This window comes from Nocardioides agariphilus (assembly GCF_015352445.1).
Lineage (GTDB): Bacteria > Actinomycetota > Actinomycetes > Propionibacteriales > Nocardioidaceae > Nocardioides > Nocardioides agariphilus.
This window is the reverse complement of the sequence record NZ_JADKPO010000015.1, coordinates 104,082-119,521: the sequence shown is the minus strand read 5'-3', so window position 1 is coordinate 119,521 and position 15,440 is coordinate 104,082. Positions and strand designations below refer to the sequence as shown.

General features: G+C 69.3%; 18 protein-coding genes. 10 read left to right on the top strand and 8 right to left on the bottom strand.

The window, feature by feature from the left end:
- Window positions 1–412: 412 nt before the first annotated feature.
- Window positions 413–2,032: a LuxR C-terminal-related transcriptional regulator gene (locus ISU10_RS23845; protein ID WP_194696811.1), complete on the top strand. Its 1,620-nt coding sequence runs from the start codon at window positions 413–415 to the stop codon at window positions 2,030–2,032.
- Between the two features lie 130 nt (window positions 2,033–2,162).
- A complete protein-coding gene (locus ISU10_RS12890) occupies window positions 2,163–3,002 on the top strand; it encodes an alpha/beta fold hydrolase (RefSeq protein ID WP_194696810.1) in 840 nt (279 codons plus the stop codon).
- Window positions 3,003–3,077: 75 nt separating this feature from the next.
- Here ISU10_RS12890 and ISU10_RS12885 read toward each other — a convergent pair whose 3' ends face one another.
- The 3 genes from ISU10_RS12885 to ISU10_RS12875 all read right to left on the bottom strand — a co-directional run bounded on the left by ISU10_RS12885 (window position 3,078) and on the right by ISU10_RS12875 (window position 5,586).
- On the bottom strand, window positions 3,078–3,512 hold the full coding sequence (locus tag ISU10_RS12885; protein WP_194696809.1) for an SRPBCC family protein: 435 nt from the start codon (window positions 3,510–3,512) through the stop codon (window positions 3,078–3,080).
- Window positions 3,509–3,889, bottom strand: a complete 381-nt coding sequence (locus ISU10_RS12880; RefSeq protein WP_194696808.1) for a DUF1801 domain-containing protein — start codon at window positions 3,887–3,889, stop codon at window positions 3,509–3,511. The genes ISU10_RS12885 and ISU10_RS12880 overlap by 4 nt, the downstream gene beginning before the upstream one ends.
- A gap of 62 nt (window positions 3,890–3,951) precedes the next feature.
- The gene (locus tag ISU10_RS12875; protein WP_194696807.1) at window positions 3,952–5,586 is read right to left on the bottom strand and encodes a helix-turn-helix transcriptional regulator; all 1,635 of its coding nucleotides are present in this window, start codon (window positions 5,584–5,586) and stop codon (window positions 3,952–3,954) included.
- Window positions 5,587–5,749: 163 nt separating this feature from the next.
- Between ISU10_RS12875 and ISU10_RS12870 the strand changes: the two genes are divergently transcribed.
- From ISU10_RS12870 to ISU10_RS12860, 3 genes are all read left to right on the top strand, one after another.
- Complete coding sequence (locus ISU10_RS12870) at window positions 5,750–6,151, top strand: putative quinol monooxygenase (protein WP_194696806.1); 402 nt, start codon at window positions 5,750–5,752, stop codon at window positions 6,149–6,151.
- Window positions 6,152–6,241: 90 nt separating this feature from the next.
- Entirely contained in the window at window positions 6,242–8,263 is a 2,022-nt protein-coding gene (locus ISU10_RS12865; protein WP_194696805.1) for an ATP-binding protein, read from the top strand.
- The gene (locus tag ISU10_RS12860) at window positions 8,260–9,912 is read left to right on the top strand and encodes an FAD-dependent oxidoreductase (protein WP_194696804.1); all 1,653 of its coding nucleotides are present in this window, start codon (window positions 8,260–8,262) and stop codon (window positions 9,910–9,912) included. The genes ISU10_RS12865 and ISU10_RS12860 overlap by 4 nt, the downstream gene beginning before the upstream one ends.
- A 7-nt stretch (window positions 9,913–9,919) precedes the next feature.
- Here the strand turns inward: ISU10_RS12860 and ISU10_RS12855 are convergent, their stop codons facing one another.
- Together ISU10_RS12855 and ISU10_RS12850 are read right to left on the bottom strand one after the other, a co-directional pair.
- Window positions 9,920–11,149 carry an RNA polymerase sigma factor gene (locus ISU10_RS12855; protein ID WP_194696803.1) on the bottom strand — a complete coding sequence of 410 codons (1,230 nt, stop codon included), beginning with the start codon at window positions 11,147–11,149 and terminating at the stop codon, window positions 9,920–9,922.
- A gap of 11 nt (window positions 11,150–11,160) precedes the next feature.
- Window positions 11,161–11,547, bottom strand: a complete 387-nt coding sequence (locus ISU10_RS12850; RefSeq protein ID WP_194696802.1) for a YciI family protein — start codon at window positions 11,545–11,547, stop codon at window positions 11,161–11,163.
- Window positions 11,548–11,669: 122 nt separating this feature from the next.
- Here ISU10_RS12850 and ISU10_RS12845 point away from each other — a divergent pair, with 122 nt between their 5' ends.
- From ISU10_RS12845 to ISU10_RS12835, 3 genes are read left to right on the top strand one after another with little or no spacing between them, the layout of a single operon-like run.
- Window positions 11,670–12,458 carry a helix-turn-helix transcriptional regulator gene (locus ISU10_RS12845; protein WP_194696801.1) on the top strand — a complete coding sequence of 263 codons (789 nt, stop codon included), beginning with the start codon at window positions 11,670–11,672 and terminating at the stop codon, window positions 12,456–12,458.
- 24 nt (window positions 12,459–12,482) lie between these two features.
- Window positions 12,483–12,872: a VOC family protein gene (locus ISU10_RS12840; RefSeq protein ID WP_194696800.1), complete on the top strand. Its 390-nt coding sequence runs from the start codon at window positions 12,483–12,485 to the stop codon at window positions 12,870–12,872.
- Entirely contained in the window at window positions 12,872–13,252 is a 381-nt protein-coding gene (locus ISU10_RS12835; protein WP_194696799.1) for a hypothetical protein, read from the top strand. Before ISU10_RS12840 ends, ISU10_RS12835 begins: the two co-directional genes overlap by 1 nt.
- Window positions 13,253–13,302: 50 nt before the next feature.
- Here the strand turns inward: ISU10_RS12835 and ISU10_RS12830 are convergent, their stop codons facing one another.
- Genes ISU10_RS12830 through ISU10_RS12820 form a run of 3 tightly spaced genes read right to left on the bottom strand, consistent with a single transcriptional unit; the run spans window position 13,303 to window position 14,380 of the window.
- Window positions 13,303–13,437: a YciI family protein gene (locus tag ISU10_RS12830; RefSeq protein ID WP_194696798.1), complete on the bottom strand. Its 135-nt coding sequence runs from the start codon at window positions 13,435–13,437 to the stop codon at window positions 13,303–13,305.
- Between the two features lie 39 nt (window positions 13,438–13,476).
- A complete protein-coding gene (locus ISU10_RS12825) occupies window positions 13,477–13,929 on the bottom strand; it encodes an SRPBCC family protein (protein ID WP_194696797.1) in 453 nt (150 codons plus the stop codon).
- A 25-nt stretch (window positions 13,930–13,954) separates the two neighbouring features.
- A complete protein-coding gene (locus tag ISU10_RS12820; protein ID WP_194696796.1) occupies window positions 13,955–14,380 on the bottom strand; it encodes a hypothetical protein in 426 nt (141 codons plus the stop codon).
- Between the two features lie 20 nt (window positions 14,381–14,400).
- On the opposite strand from ISU10_RS12820, the gene ISU10_RS12815 reads away from it, so the two are divergent.
- Both ISU10_RS12815 and ISU10_RS12810 read left to right on the top strand, forming a co-directional pair.
- Window positions 14,401–14,802, top strand: coding sequence for an ArsR/SmtB family transcription factor (locus ISU10_RS12815; RefSeq protein WP_370865296.1), 402 nt, complete (start codon window positions 14,401–14,403; stop codon window positions 14,800–14,802).
- Window positions 14,799–15,245, top strand: coding sequence for an SRPBCC family protein (locus ISU10_RS12810; protein WP_194696794.1), 447 nt, complete (start codon window positions 14,799–14,801; stop codon window positions 15,243–15,245). Before ISU10_RS12815 ends, ISU10_RS12810 begins: the two co-directional genes overlap by 4 nt.
- The last annotated feature ends 195 nt before the right edge of the window (window positions 15,246–15,440 follow it).

Here is a 15,440-nt window from a genome sequence, read left to right as displayed (position 1 = left end):
GACCCAGACAAGGACTACCAGCCACGAAACCCGAAATGAAGAACACCCGAACCCACGTTTCCGTGGGTCCGGGTGTCCGGGATGTCCTGAGACATCACATTTGTAGCGGGGGCAGGATTTGAACCTGCGACCTCTGGATGAGATCGGGTGCTCCGGAACGGCTTGGAAAATCGCGGATCTCCTCGGGTTTACGCGGGAAGACCTCGCGGTCAGGTTCGGAGTCTAACGGGCCATCACGGGATGGATGCCGACTGTAAGTGGCCAGTTTGTGGCTGCGGTTCGAAACCGCCAGCGCCGTGACTCCGCGTCCCACTGACCCGTCTCAACGTCGCCCGCCTACCAGTGCACTCTCATGAGCGAGTCGGCTTTCCTCTGCGATCGATAGTCTGCTGACCGTCGATGGAAGACGGCGGTGAACGAGACGGCGGACATTCTGACTCTGGCGCGGCAGGCTCACAGAGCACACGACTGGACCACTGCCGCGGCGCACTTCGATGCCGTCGGGGCCCAGCGACTCACAGCCGAAGATCTTGCAGCCTACGCAGATGCCAAGTGGTGGCTCGGCCACGTCCTGGACAATCTGCGGCTCGAGGCCGCGGCATACGACGCCTTTCTGGCCGACTCCCAGCCGGCCGAGGCCGCGTGGGCGGCGATGCTGCTCGGGATCTTCCACCTGGGACGGGGCGACGTGCCGCAGGGGATGGGCTGGATCGGCCGCGCCGGTCGCCTGCTCGAGGGCGCCCCGGAGTGCCCCGCGCACGGCCTGCTGATCCAGGTGACCGAAGTCGAGCCGAGTCTGCGGGCCGGACAGCCGACGGCAGCGGTGGACGCCGCCCAACGGATCCGGGCCCTCGGCACACGGATCGACGAGCCCGGCGTGGTGCTGTTGGGCGTCAACTGCGAGGGGCGCGCACTGATCAGGGCCGGCCGGGTGGTCGACGGGCTGGCACTGCTCGACGAGGCGATGGTCGCTGCTCTGGACGGCCGTCTCGGACCGTTCATCTCGGGGAGCCTCTACTGCCACACCATCGCGTCCTGTCACGAGGTCGCCGACCTCCGCCGGATGACCCGCTGGACAGATCTCACCGAGGACTGGTTGTCCACCCTTTCCGGGGTCGGGGTGTTCGGCGGCCTGTGCGGAGTGCACCGGGCTCAGCTCCACGTCCTCCGTGGCGCATGGGAGGAGGCCGAGCGCTCGGCGCTGCAGGTGGTGACGGACCTCGACGCGATGCGCGTCGACTACGCGGCGGAGGCGTGGTACGTCGTCGGTGAGGCACGCCGGTTGCGCGGCGACCCGACCGCCGCTCAGGCCTACGACGAGGCGCGCGCCCGCGGACGCGACCCGCAGCCGGGACGAGCGCTGCTGCAGCTCCAAGGAGGCGACGCGGCCGGGGCCTCGACCTCGGTGCGCACCGCCGTCACGGCCGTGGGGGATGACCCCCTGCGGCGGGCGCCGGTGTGCGCTGCCGCGGTCGAGATCGCCGTCTCTGCGGGACGGCTGGAGGACGCGAGAGCCGCCGCGTCCGAACTCGCACAGACGGCGACGATGTACGCCACCTCGGGGCTGGAGGCGATGGCGGCCGCGGCACGTGGAGCGGTGCTGCTGGCCGAGGGCCGCGCCGAAGAGGCACTCCCGGTGCTCCGCGACGCCTGCCGACGCTGGCACGAGCTGGGCGCGGCGTACGACGCCGCCGGCACCGGCGCCCTCCTCGCCCAGGCCTACCGGACACTCGGCGACCAGGCCTCCGCGGCAGCGGAGGCAGCGCTAGCGGAGGCAACCTACGTCCGGCTGGGCGCACACCGGCCGGCCCGAGGCGATACGACACCGCCCGACGGACTGAGCCGGCGCGAGTGCGACGTGCTGGCCCTGGTGGCCGACGGCCGCTCCAACCGGGAGATCGGCGAGACGCTCTTCATCAGCGACCGCACGGTCGGCCGGCACCTGACGAACATCTTCCACAAGATCGGGGTGACCTCCCGGACCCAGGCCGCCCGCTACGCCATCGACCATGGGTTGAGCGTCACTCGGTGAGCCGACTGCGTAGAACCACGTAGCCGCCGCCGCAGGCTGGCCGATCACACCGATGCCAGCCACCCGCCGCGCGTCCGAGCATCCCCTGTAGATGCGTCGAGCACGGCGCCTCGATCAGGGAGCGATCACCATGAGTCACACGAGAATCCACCGAGCGGTATCCGCCGACGGCACCGAGATCGCCGGACGCGTCGTGGGAGACGGGCCAGCGCTGGTCCTGGTCCACGGCGGCATCGGTGACGGCGACACCGCCTGGGACGCCATGCTGCCCCACCTCACCGACCGGTTCACCTGCTATCTGCCAAGCACCCGCGGACGCGGACTGTCGGCGGATGACCCTGACCACTCGCCACCACGTCTGGAGGACGACGTGACGGCGTTTGTCGACAGCATCGGCGCCCCGGCCCAGGTTGTCGGCTGGTCGGGCAGTGGGGCGTGGGTCCTGGGTGCGGCCGCGCGAAGTGACGCTGTCGCTGCTGTGGCGGTGTACGAGCCGACGCTGATCCCGGTGATGGCAGAGGCCGACCTCGCCGAGACCCTGGGCACGATGCAGCGTGTCGGCGCGGCTGCCGCGGACGGCCGGCTCGTCGATGCGGTCCACGTCTTCGCCTCGTGGATCTGCACCGAGGAGGAAACCGCCGCGCTGACGCGGACGAACTTCGACGACGTGTGGGCCGCGCGGGTGCCGGCAATGCTCCGGTTCGTGCAACAGGACGGGTCATACCAGGGGCCGCGGTCCACCGATCCCCAGGCCCTTGCTCGCATCACGGTGCCGGTGCTGGTTCTGATGGGCCAGCGGACCCGGCTGGGGTCGTTCTTCCGCGCCGCGGCGGAGTTCATCGCCCGGCACGTCGACGACTCCCAGGTCTGGGAGCTGCCAGGGGCCGGACACTTCGCGCCAGTGCTTGCCCCGGAGTCGGTCGCTGATGAGCTGATCACGTTCTTCGAGTCCGCCCGGCAACCGGCCTGACCTCGGCTGCGGCGCCGCCAGGCGCTGGCATAGTCAGCCGCGATCCGAGCGCAAGCCCGACTGGGAAAGATCTGCTCAGCGCTCGAGCATTGCCTTCAACCTGGCGAGGTCCTTGGTCATCGCGCGCCGTATCGCCCGTTCCATCAGCGGTGCCGTGAGCCGACCGAAGCCGCTCGGGTCGCCTCGGTTCCGCAGGCGCATCCGGGTGCCTCCCTCGACCGGTTCCCAGGTGTAAGTGGTTTCCATCGGAAAGGGCCCGTCGGCGGTACGCATCACGAGCCGCTCACCGGGCACCAGCTCGGCAACCTCGTAGGTATAGGCAATCCGGCGACCCACGAACCGAGCCACGAAGTCCATCCGCGAACCCACCGCGACAGGTGGCGCCGTCTCCCACCGCACCGACTTGATGTTCACGTACCACTCCGGTGCGTTCGTCGGATCACCGGCGTACGCCGCGACCTCCGCCGGCGGCCGCGCGATCGTCGTCTCGACCTGGACGTCGACCGTCACGAAGGGTCGACGCCTTCGCCTTCGCGCAACTCGATCCAGGACCGCACCAGCCCTTGCAGCGCAGGCGTCTTGGCCGTCAGGTCGTCGCTGTCCAAGATCTTCAGCGACCGCGACGTAGATCCCTGACCTTCGAGGATGCCGCTGGGATCGGGCAGCGCGGCACCAGTGTGGAACATCAGCGACACATGCTTCTTGGACCTAGGGAAGAACGACGCGATGTTGCCCTGGTAGGTGAAGGTCGGCGCTTGCCACTTGATGCACTCACCGACGCGCGGGTCAGCCTCGAGCACCACGTCGCGCACCGCCAGCACCAGGTCCTTCTGAGGGTTGTCGTAGCGGTCGAACCAGGCGTCGACCTCGGGGTCATGCCGCACCACCTAGCAATCGTCATGCGGGTCTGCGGTTCACACAAGCGCCCGCGCGCGGCGCCGTCAGCGCGTCAGGTCAGCCCATGATGTACCGCGAAAGCAGCGGCGGCCGTTCGGGAGCGGACGCCGAGCTTGGTCAGGATGTTGCTCACGTGCCGGTGGATGGTTCGCTCGCTCAGAGCGAGCAGCGCGGCGATCTCGGCGTTCGTGCTTCCTGTGACGATCAGCCGGAGCACCTCGATCTCCCGCGGGCTCAGCACGGCGAAGTGCGCGTTCTGATCTGACATCAGGCCGCGGGTCAGGGATGCATCCGGGCTTGCGCCGAGCCGCTCGAACGTCGCCAGCGCCGCCCGGAGCTCCATCCGCGCGCCTTCGTCGTCACCGAGTGCCCGGCACCCCATCGCGATGCGGACGCCGACCTGGGCGGTCTCGTACACGGCGCCGAGCTCCCGCCACCGATCCGAGGCGGCCCGCAGTCCTGCCAGTGCGGCGGCGGGCCGATCCTCACTCAGGGCAAGGGCCCCACGGGCGGCATCCAGGATGGCCCGCATAGCGGTTGTCGGATAGGTCCGGGCCGTCTTCGCCATCTCGATGATGACGTCGTTGGCCTCGTCGATACGACCAGAGGCGAGGCAGACCTCCATGACAGCCGGGAGCAGCAGGAGCCGTTCGTCCGCCTGCTGGCGCTCGGCCAGGACCCGGCGCAGACCCGCGTCCGCCGCCTGCGTGTTGCCTTGGCTGAGCCGGTAGAGGGCGAGTCCGGGTTGGGCGCTGTGCCCGAAGGCCGTCGCCCGCTCGAAGGCCTCCTCGACGCCTGGGCGTCCTTGCAGCCGCCGCAACTCGCCTAGTTCGTACCAGGCATGGCCGGCGACCAGTTGCCCGTCCACCGCGAGGTCACGGCAGGCCTGCTCGAGCTCCTCCTGTGCCCGAGACCAGTCCCCACGCAGGCGCATCAGGATCGCGCGATAGATCCGACAGTTCCCGAAGTAGGCGCCGCCCAGCTGCGGGAGCGTGCCGAGCCATTGGTCGAGTGCGACCGACCACTCCGCCGCACGCGCGATCTCCTGCACCTCGTAACACGATCCGATCGCGGCGCAGTACATGACGCTCGTCGTGCGCGGCGAGGTCGCCCGGGTCAGGATGCGGACCATCGCCGCATCGAGGAGCGCCAACCCGTCCTCCAGCGATCCGAGCTTGAGAGTGGCCCGGCCTCGCATCGTGGTGGCGACCGTGATCAGGTCGATGTCGCCGCGGCCGAGCCCCAGCTCGGTCGCCCGATGCAGCAAACCTTCGGCGGTCGCGAAGTCACCCTTCCCGATGTACACGTAGGCCCGCGGGATCAACAGCCACCCGTATTCATCCGACCCCCTCTCAGCCGCCAACGTCTGGGCGCGGCCGACCCAGCCAGCCGCGATGGCGAACTCGCCCCGCGTGAAGACATGCGCGCTCCACAGCCAGTACGCCGTACGCGTCGCCTCGTGGACCTCGCCCGCTTCTGCCCACAGCTCGAAGGACCGGGTCAGTACGGCGATCGCCTCATCTATCCGCCCGATCACCTGGGCTGCCTCGGCCCAGCACTCCAAGTCCTCGACACTCAAGGGCGTCGTCTCCGAGTCACCGGCTGCGTACTCCTCGCAGGCTCGCGCCCACCGCGACGCGCCGTGGTGCTCGCGGGCGGTCTCGAGATGGCCGGGTTCGCTGCTCATCGCACTCCCTCGACACCGATCCTGCCAGCCGTGGGCGCTGGGTAGGAATGCCCACGACGCGCAGCCGAGGTCGGCCCGCAATGCCGAAGCGTCGCGACCGCGGCGGAGCGGATCGTGGGCATCGAGACCCCGGACTCGTAGGGGCACCGATCCAGGAGGACCCATGACCACTCCGTTCATCTTCATCGGCACACACAAGATCAAGCCCGGCAAGCGGGAGGAGTTCCAGAAGTACTTCGCGCAGTTCAGCGCCGACGTCGTCGAGCCGAAGGAGCCGCGACTGCACTCCTTCTACGGCTACGCGGCGCCGGACTCCGACTACGTCACCATCGTTCAGGTCCATCCCGACGCCGACTCCATGGCCACGCACATGCAGGTAGGGATGGACCACTTCGCCACCGCATACGTCGAGTACCTCGAACCGGAAAGCAGCCTGCAGATCTACGGCGACCTCACCGAGGACCTCATCCAGACGATCTCCGGCGCCGCACAGAGCGACGATGACGCCTCCAGCGTGACGATCCGAGAGCCATTCGCCGGATTCGACCGGCTGCCCACGTTGTGAGTCAACGCTGGTGGAGGGTCCGTGGGCTCCACGGCGCCTCTCGTCTCGAACGGTCTGCCCCCGGGGCGGTAACGGGTCGATACTGACGCCGTGGTGGTGCTCGATCCGAGTGGACTGGTCTCCCGGCTGCCGGTCGGGGTCGTCACGGTCGACACGGCCGGCAGGGTGACGTTCGCCAATCCTCGGTTGACCGAGCTGGTCGGCGTCGACTCGGCGGTCGGTTATCACCTAGACGTCCTGCTCGGGCTCCCCGGGGCGTTCGCGGCCATCGCGGAGAAGGCCGCCGAGGCGTCGACGACCCCGATCGAGCTGTCCTGCCGGCTGGCCTTCGGGCGTGAGGTCATGATGTCGGCCACCGGCCGGGTTCAGGACGACGGGTCGGTGCTGGCAGTCCTGGCCGATGACACCGCTCATCACTCGTCCCGTCGGTTGCACGACGAGCAGACCCAGGCGCTTCGGCTGCTGGCGGAGTTCCCGGAGAAGAACCCGGGCCCGGTGGGACGCGTGAGCCGCGACGGCACCGTGGTGATGGCCAACGCAGCGGCGCGCACGTTCCTGGGCGAGCAGGAGATCCGCGGCCGGTCGTGGGTCGACCTCTGCCCGGGTATGACCTGGGACCTGTGGGAGCGCATCCTCGACAGTGGAGAGCGGATCACCCACGAGGCCGACCGGGGCGGCGTGTGCATCCTGTTCAGCCACGTCGTGGCCGACGCCGGTGACCTGGTCTTCGTGTACGGCGCCGACGTCACGGCTCGCCGTGAGGACGAGCGGCTGCTCGCCCAGCAGGCCGCCCAGCTCGCGGAGGTGGCCCGTTTCCCAGAGATGAACCCCGGACCTGTGCTGCGGATGGGACCGGATGCCCGGGTATTGATGGCCAACGCCGCGGCCCGCAGGGTCTTCGGCGAGCACCTGATCGGAAAGAGCTGGCTCGACCTGTGCCCGGGCGCGGATACGGCCCTGTGGCAGGAGGTGGAGGCGGCCGAGGACGTCCGGTTCCACGAGGCGCGCATCGGAGAGCGGTCGTTCGTGTTGGCCCACCGGTGGGACCCCCGCACTCAGCTGATGTTCGTGTTCGGCGCGGACGTGACGGCCCAGAAGGTGGCCGAGCGGGCCCTGCGCCAGAGCGAGCGCATGGCCACGCTCGGCACGCTCGCCGCCGGTATCGCCCACGAGCTCAACAACCCGGCCGCCGCCACCGGGCGAGCCGCCGATCAGCTCGCCACGGCGTTCGCCACGCTCGAGGAGGCCCACCTGCTCCTCGACCAGGCCGGTCTCTCCCCCGACGCCAGGGCCCTCCTGCACGACCTGCAACAGCGCGCCCAGGACCAGGCCGGTCGCCCGTCCGAGCTGTCCACCATGGAGAGGTCGGACCGAGAGGCGGACTTCGAGGACTGGCTCGATGACCACGACGTGGCGGACGCCTGGTCGCTGGCCCCCGGACTGGTCGCCCAGGACCTGACCGTGGCGGACCTCGACACCTTGGAGAAGACGCTCGGACCGGGTCATCTCGCCGCGGCCCTGACCTGGTCGACGGCCGCGCACCGGGTGCACACCCTGGCGAACGAGATCGGCCAGGGATCGGGACGCATCTCCGAGATCGTCCAGGCGATGAAGAGCTACTCCTACCTCGGGCAGGCGCCCGTGCAGGCTGTCGACGTGCACGAAGCACTCGACAGCACCCTGGTCATCCTGCGCAACAAGCTCAAGACGGGGGTCGACGTCCGCCGGGAGTACGAGCCGAACCTGCCGGCCATCGCGGCGTACGGCTCGGAGCTCAACCAGGTCTGGACCAACCTGCTCGACAACGCGGCCGACGCGATGGGTGGCCACGGCACGATCGTCATCCGGACGCGCGGCGACGGCGACCACGTCGTCGTGGAGATCGAGGACGACGGCCCGGGCGTGCCCGAGGAGATCCAGCACCAGGTGTTCGACCCGTTCTTCACCACGAAGGAGCCCGGCAAGGGCACCGGCCTGGGGCTGTCGACGTCGTACTCGATCGTCACGGAGAAGCACCACGGTTCGATGACCCTGAACTCGCGGCCAGGGTTCACCACCTTCTCGGTCCGGCTCCCGATCGACGCACCAAGCCAGGAGGTGACAGACGCATGAAGAAGCCGGTGATCCTCAGCGTCGACGACGACCCCGAAGTGCTCGCCGCCGTCGAGCGCGACCTGCGCGACCACTACCGCGGTGAGTACCGCATCCTCACCGCGGCATCCGGTGCCCAGGGACTCGAGGCCGCACGCGAGCTCAAGCAACGCGGCACTCCGGTGGCGCTGTTCCTCGTCGACGAGCGGATGCCCCAGATGAGTGGGACCGAGCTGCTCGCCGAGGTCGGGCCGCTGCACCCCGACTCCCGCAAAGTGCTGCTCACGGCGTACGCCGACACGGAAGCTGCGATCCGCGGCATCAACGACGTCGGCCTGGATCATTACCTGCTCAAGCCCTGGGACCCGCCCGAACTGCGCCTCTGGCCCGTGCTCGACGACCTGCTCTCCGACTGGAGCGCGACGGTGCGTCTGCCGTACGACGGGATCCGCGTCGTGGGCGCGACCTGGTCGCCCCAGAGCTATGCCACCAAGCAGTGGCTGGCCCGCAACGGCGTGCCCTACCAATGGGTGGACATCGACGCCGACAGCTCCATGCGCGAACTGGTCGGTGACGACCCCGCACTGCCCGTCGTGCTGCTCCCGGACGGCACGTCGCTGTCCGCGCCGACGACCGCCGAGCTGGCCGAGCGCATCGGCCTCAGCACCCGGGCCACCAGACCCTTCTACGACGTGGTCATCATCGGCGGCGGGCCGGCCGGCCTGGCCGCAGCCGTGTACGGCGCCTCCGAGGGCCTGAGCACCCTCATCGTCGAGCAGGACGCCCCGGGAGGCCAGGCCGGCACCAGCTCACGGATCGAGAACTACCTCGGCTTTCCCGCGGGGGTCTCCGGCGGCGACCTGGCCCGCCGGGCGACCACTCAGGCGCGCCGCTTCGGTGCCGAGCTATTGACCGCGCAGACCGCCATCGGAATGCGCCGCGAGGATCCCTTCCGCGTGGTCTGCTTGTCCGACGGTTCCGAGGTATCGAGCCATGCGGTCGTCCTGGCTCAGGGTGTTGCGGTGCGCAGGCTCGAGGCGCCGGGCCTGGAGGAGCTGAGCGGCCGGGGCGTGTTCTACGGAGCGGCCATGACGGAGGCGGCGACCTACCGCGACCGATCGGTCGTGGTCGTCGGCGGTGCCAACTCCGCCGGGCAGGGGGCCCTATTCTTCTCCCGCTACGCCAGCTCCGTCACGATCTTGCTCAGGGCCGACTCCCTCGCCAAGGGGATGTCGCGCTACCTCGTGGACCGGATCGAGGCGGCTCCCAATATCGAGGTGGTCACCGGCGCCGAGATCGCGGCCGTGAGCGGGGAGACGCACCTTGAGGAGCTCCTCGTGCGAGACCTAGCCACCCAGGCGACCCGCCGGCTCGACACCTCAGCCGTCTTCATCTTCGTCGGCAGCGCGCCCCACACCGATGCCGTCTCCGACCTCGTCGAGCTCGACGAGAAGGGCTACATCCTCACCGGGGCGGACCTGCCGAGCGGCTCTCATGGGCGGCCCCGGTCCTGGCCACTGGACCGTGACCCGTTCCCGTTCGAGACAAATGTGCCGGGCATCTTCGCCGTCGGCGACGTCCGGGCAGGCTCGGGCAAACGTGTCGCGGCGGCCGTCGGCGAGGGCTCGGGCTGCGTCGGCGTGATCCACCGCTACCTCGCGACGGTCTGAGAGGCCCCTAGCAGGGCGGCCCTGCCGGAACATCGCCGGTGAGCTCGGCGCAACGGCGCTTGAGGAAGGAGATGTCAGTGTCGGTGCGTGCCAGAGCGGCTGCGCGGTGGTAGGCATCGGCTGCCTCGCGCGGCCGGCCAAGCCTTTCGAGGAGTGATCCACGCGCGGCATGGAGCAGGTGGAACCCGTCCAGCTCCTCGGCGACACCTTCGAGAAGCGCTAGGCCGGTCTCCGGCCCTTGGGTCTCGGCGACAGCGACTGCCCTGTTCAGCGCCACGACCGGTGTCGGCATGACTGCGATCAGCCGGTCGTAGAACCGAACGATCGCGGTCCAGTCCGTGTCCTCGTACCGGAGAGCGGCGCAGTGGAGCGCCTGGATCGCCGCCTGCAGCTGGAACGGCCCGAGCCGCTGTCGTCGCATGCAGGCGAGCACGAGCGCCTGTCCCTCGGAGATCAGGGCGGAATCCCAGAGCGACCGGTCCTGGTCTTTCAGAAGCACGACGTGGGCTCCGTCGCCGCGGGCCGGCATCCGTGCGTCGCTGAGGATGAAGAGGGCCAGGAGGCCCAACGATTCGGGCTCGTCGGGCATGAGCGACACGAGCACCCGGGTCAGCCTGACTGCCTCGGCTCTGAGGTGGCCGCGCCCGACGTCGTCGGCGCCGGCGTTGTAGATCAGGTACAGCACCGAGAGCACCGCACGGAGCCGATCCGGCAGCTCGGATTGGTCGGGCACTTGGTAGGGGATGTGGGCCGCCTTGATCTTGTACTTGGCGCGTACCAGGCGCTTGGCCATGGTGTCCTCGCTGACCAGGAACGCTGAGGCCACCTCGGCAGGGGTGAGTCCCCCGATCAGGCGCAACGTGAGCGCCACTTGGTGTTCGACGCGGATGGCGGGGTGGCAACAGGTGAAGATGAGTCGCAGCTGGTCGTCGTGCATGGGCTCTGGATCCTCCGGGCCGGCGCTGGTCTCGGCGCGTAGCCGATCGGCGGCGATCTGCTCGGTCAGCTCGCGTCCTCGCCGGCTGCGCCGGACGGCGTCGATTGCCCGGTTCCGTGCGGTGGTGACGATCCAGCCGACTGGGTTGTCCGGGACGCCGTCCTGGGGCCACCGATGTACGGCGGCAGTGAAGGCGTCCTGAACGGCGTCCTCGGCGAGCGTGATGTCACCGAACAGCCGGATCAGCGTCGCCACAGCGGGGCCGTGCGCCTCGCGGAACGCACGCTCGACGTCGTCCATCGACCACTGCCTCAGCGGCCGGGCGCATCCTGGAGGCGCCCGGTGGCGCGGAAGGGCCGCACCTCGATGTCGTGGTTGATCGCCTCGACGACCTTCCCCGCCCACGCCAGCGCCTCGTCGAGGTTGTCGGCGTTGATGATGTAGAAACCGCCGATGTGCTCCTTGGCCTCCACGAAGGGCCCGTCGGTGGTCACCTTGTCGAGGCCGGTTCCACCTCGGACCACGGTGGCCGCGTCCGGACCGTGCAGCGCGCCCCCGAACTCGAACGCCCCGGCGCGGTCCATCTCCTCCTCCAGGGCGATCACCCGGCCCATGAAGGCTTGCATCTCCTCGGGGGTGGCCGGCGCCCCGGCCCCGTCACCCTCGACGTCGTAGACCGACAGCAGGTACTGATTCATCCGGACTCCTCGTTTACGCGGGGCCATCCCGCTCCTTACCTATTGACGAACGCCACTGGGCTGATCAGGACAGTCTGGGAAGGGGCCTCAGTATTGTCCCCGCCCGCGTCTACGCTCCGAGCATGAACCGCATCGACCGCCTCTACGCCCTGGTCGAGGAGCTCCGGGCGGCAGGACCCAGGGGCCGGACGGCGCGCCAGCTGGCCGAGCACTTCGAGCTGAGCGTCAGGACCATCGAGCGCGACCTGAGCGCATTGGGGCAGGCCGGCGTACCCTTCGCGACGAAACAGGGGCGCACCGGGGGCTACACGCTCGACCGCTCGATGAGCCTGCCGCCGCTCAACTTCACGCCGCGCGAGGCGGCGGCCGTCGCCGTGGCGCTGAGCCGCAGCGAGCACGTGCTGTTCACGCGGGACGCCCGCAGCGCCCTGCAGAAGATCGTGGCCGCGATGCCCGAACGAGCCCTCGAGGAGGCGCGCGCGACGGCCGAGAAGGTCAGGCTTCTCGTCCAACCCACGCCCGACCCCGATGCCGAGATCGCCGAGACAATCTGGCGAGCCGTGCGCGACAACCAGGTGCTGCGGATCAGCTACATCGACGTCGGCGGCCTCGAGACCGAGCGCGAGGTCGAGCCGCAGCACGTCGTGGTCGGACCCAACGGCTCCTACCTCACCGCCTGGTGCCACCTAAGAGAAGACGACCGAGTGTTCCGCCTGGATCGCATCACCCGAGCCGAGCGGACGCCGTCGCTGCCGCGCCCCCATCGCGTCGCCCCGGAGCCGATCGTCGACGGCCACCAGACGAAGCTGCCGGAGTCGGCGCTGCGCGCCGAAAATCTCCCGACGAACTCCGACATAGGGCTGTCGCGAGACCCCGAGACGGTTGGTGCGTCCCGCCGCCCCGGCGGGTGATCGACCAGCAGAAAGGAGACACCGATGACCAACCCCGCTCCCGGCACCCTGGCCTGGTTCGAGGTCGCTACCAGCGATCCCGACGGTGCCGAGAAGTTCTACGGCAGCCTCTTCGACTGGACCTTCGACGCCGACGGCCCAGCCGCCTCCGGCGGCATGGACTACCGCAACATCAAGTCCTCCGGCGCCGACCAACCGATGGGCGGCATCTTCGGCACCGGCGGGCAGGTGCCCGACCACGCCGTGTTCTACATCCTCGTCGCCGACGTGGAGGCGACCTGCGCCGACGCCGAGCAGCTCGGCGGCTCGGTGGTCAGCAAGCACCTCGACCCCGGCCCGGGCGCCCCGACCTTCGCCTACCTGCGCGACCCGTCGGGCAACCAGTTCGGCGTCTTCACCCCGCCGGCGGCCTGATGGCGCCTGACGCGAAGGGCTCGTCCTCGTCGGAGCCGTCCGACGGGGACCGCTCCGACGGGGCCCGCGGCCTCTACGACGAGCTCACCGAGGACCTGCTCTACGACCCGGCCATCGGCCGGGCCACGATGATGGGCTACCCCTGCGTGCGGCTGGCCGGGAAATTCCTGGCCTCCTACGACGACAAGGTCGGCCGCCTGGTCGTGAAGTTGCCCCGCGAGCGGGTCACCGAGCTCATCGAGGACGGTCACGGCGACCCGTTCGCCCCCGCCGGCAGGACCTTCCGCGAGTGGGTGTCTATCCCCACCACCGACCGAGCTCTGTGGCAGACCCTGCTCGCCGAGGCCGTCGACTTCGCACGGCAGGCGCTGCCCAGGTAGCGCCGGGTCGCTTTCAGCCACCTCCCCCGACCCCCCGGGTCACTCTGGCGTCAGGCCTCGCTCACCTGCAGTGATCCACCGCGTCCCACGAAGGGGTGGTTACGCACGAGCTCGGCTGCGGCCCCGAGGTCGTCGGCCTGGAGGATCGAGTAGCCCCCGGCCGTGCCGGTCTCCGTCCCGTCCACGACACCGGCGACACGAGGGCGAACAGCCGCCGGCTGATGTCAGGTAGAGGGCTGATCCAGCTCGAGGATTGCCTTGAGGTTTGCCAGGTCCTTGCGGTTCGCACGCCGCATCGCCGCCGACATGATTGGCGCGGCAACAGTGGAGAACCCGGCGGGTTCGCCGGCGTTGCGCAGCGTCATCCGGGTCGCGGTCGGCGACTGGGCGGCCCAGGTGTACGTGGTCTCCATCGGGAAGGGCCCTTCCTGGGTGCGCATCACCAGCCGCTTGGCGGGATTGAACTCGACGATCTCGTAGGTATACGCGAGCCGCCTGCCGAGGAACTGGGCGACGAACGCGACCAGGCTCCCCTGCTGGACCGGCGGCGAGGTCTTCCACTCGACCGACCTGATGTTGGCGTACCACCTGGGCGCGTTGTCGGGGTCGGCCGCGTAGGCCGACACCTCGCTGACGGGCCGGTCGATGACGATCTCGGTGGTCACGTCGACCTTCACGATGCTGCTCCTTCCTCGGTGACCGTCAGCCGAGGGCCGGGCCCGGGGTTCCGCCCTCGGCGTGGGACTTGATGGTCTGCTGGATCAGCGCCCAGGTCTGGCTGGTGAAGGCCAGGTCGGTCTCGGGGTAGCCGTCCTCGAAGTCGCGGTGGCGGAAGAGCAGGTTGGTGCCGCTCTCGGCGCGGAGCGCGGGACCGAGCTCCCACTCGAAGACCGAGCCGTTCCAGAACGGGAAGCCGGACTCGACGGTGTAGCGGACGCTCTTGCCGTCGACGACCTCCACGGTGCAGTCCAGGTCAACCGGGGCCATGGCGAACCCGAACCGCGCCTTGCCGTCGGCGACGTCGCAGTTCGACGTCCAGACCGAGCGCATGCCCTCGGTCGTGCTCAGGATCTCGACGAGCTTGTCAGCCTCAGCGTCGATGTCCAGCGCCAGGATCGTGGTGTCCATGGGTGTCTCTTCTTTCTCTTATGCGACCCGCTGTCGCAGGTCGTTGTTTAAGTAGTGACTTAAATATAAACTGGGGGACGACGACGACGCAACCCACCGACAAGGCAGCAATGGACCCGCTCAAGGTGATCGCCGTGGAACGGCGCCGCCAGATCCTCGAACTGGTCTGGCGCGACGAGCTCTCCGCAGGTGACATCGCGGCCCGCTTCGAGGTGTCCTGGCCGGCGATCTCTCAGCACCTGGGTGTACTCAAGGCGGCCGGGTTCGTGACCGAACGCCGCGAGGGACGATCGCGTCTGTACCGTGCCAACCCCGAGGCGATGGGCCACCTGCGTGCCGTCATCGAAGCCACGTGGCAGAGCCGGCTCGACGACCTGAAAGCCGTCGTCGAGGCAGATCCGCGCAACCAGGAGGATCAGTGAACACAGCCCCGCTCGAGGTCACCACGCACATCGCCGCGCCACCAGAGAAGGTGTGGCCATACTTCACCGACCCGGCCCGGTACGCGCTGTGGATGGGCACCGAGGTCACCCTCTCCCCCGCTGCGGGCGGCGTCTACAGGGTGCACATGCGCGAGGGCATCGAGGCACACGGCGAGTTCGTCGAACTCGACCCGCCCCGGCGCCTGGTCTTCACCTGGGGATGGCAGGACCACCCGGTCGTCCCGCCGGGCTCGACCATCGTCGAGGTCACCCTCGAGGCCACCGAGGATGGCACCCTCGTGCGGCTCACCCACCGCGGGCTCCCCGACCCCGAGTCCGTGGCCCACCACCGCGAGGGCTGGGAGAGCTACCTTCATCGGCTCGCGATCGTTGCGACAGGAGGCGACCCCGGCCCCGACCCGAACGCCAACATGACTCTCTAGTCGCGATCGCGAGTGGCACCCAGGCGTCGGCGATGAAAGGGCCCGACGGTCCGCTTCCCCTTGCTCGACGGCGTCCGGGTCGCACGTGATGACCGTGAGGTCGACGTGAGGCGGAAAGCTCGTCGACGCGAGTAGCCGGCAGTTTGATGACGATTTGCACTCACGACCATCGCGATTGTCCTCGGCCGCACACCT

Excerpts from the sequence above, each read along its gene's own strand:
- ISU10_RS12875 (WP_194696807.1), bottom strand. The coding sequence starts at position 5,586 with ATGAGCAGCGAACCCGGCCATCTCGAGACCGCCCGCGAGCACCACGGC.
- ISU10_RS12860 (WP_194696804.1), top strand. The coding sequence starts at position 8,260 with ATGAAGAAGCCGGTGATCCTCAGCGTCGACGACGACCCCGAAGTGCTC.
- ISU10_RS12820 (WP_194696796.1), bottom strand. The coding sequence starts at position 14,380 with ATGGACACCACGATCCTGGCGCTGGACATCGACGCTGAGGCTGACAAG.
- ISU10_RS12845 (WP_194696801.1), top strand. The coding sequence starts at position 11,670 with ATGAACCGCATCGACCGCCTCTACGCCCTGGTCGAGGAGCTCCGGGCG.
- ISU10_RS12890 (WP_194696810.1), top strand. The coding sequence starts at position 2,163 with ATGAGTCACACGAGAATCCACCGAGCGGTATCCGCCGACGGCACCGAG.
- ISU10_RS12850 (WP_194696802.1), bottom strand. The coding sequence starts at position 11,547 with ATGAATCAGTACCTGCTGTCGGTCTACGACGTCGAGGGTGACGGGGCC.
- ISU10_RS12835 (WP_194696799.1), top strand. The coding sequence starts at position 12,872 with ATGGCGCCTGACGCGAAGGGCTCGTCCTCGTCGGAGCCGTCCGACGGG.
- ISU10_RS12840 (WP_194696800.1), top strand. The coding sequence starts at position 12,483 with ATGACCAACCCCGCTCCCGGCACCCTGGCCTGGTTCGAGGTCGCTACC.
- ISU10_RS12855 (WP_194696803.1), bottom strand. The coding sequence starts at position 11,149 with ATGGACGACGTCGAGCGTGCGTTCCGCGAGGCGCACGGCCCCGCTGTG.
- ISU10_RS12870 (WP_194696806.1), top strand. The coding sequence starts at position 5,750 with ATGACCACTCCGTTCATCTTCATCGGCACACACAAGATCAAGCCCGGC.
- ISU10_RS12815 (WP_370865296.1), top strand. The coding sequence starts at position 14,401 with ATGCGACCCGCTGTCGCAGGTCGTTGTTTAAGTAGTGACTTAAATATA.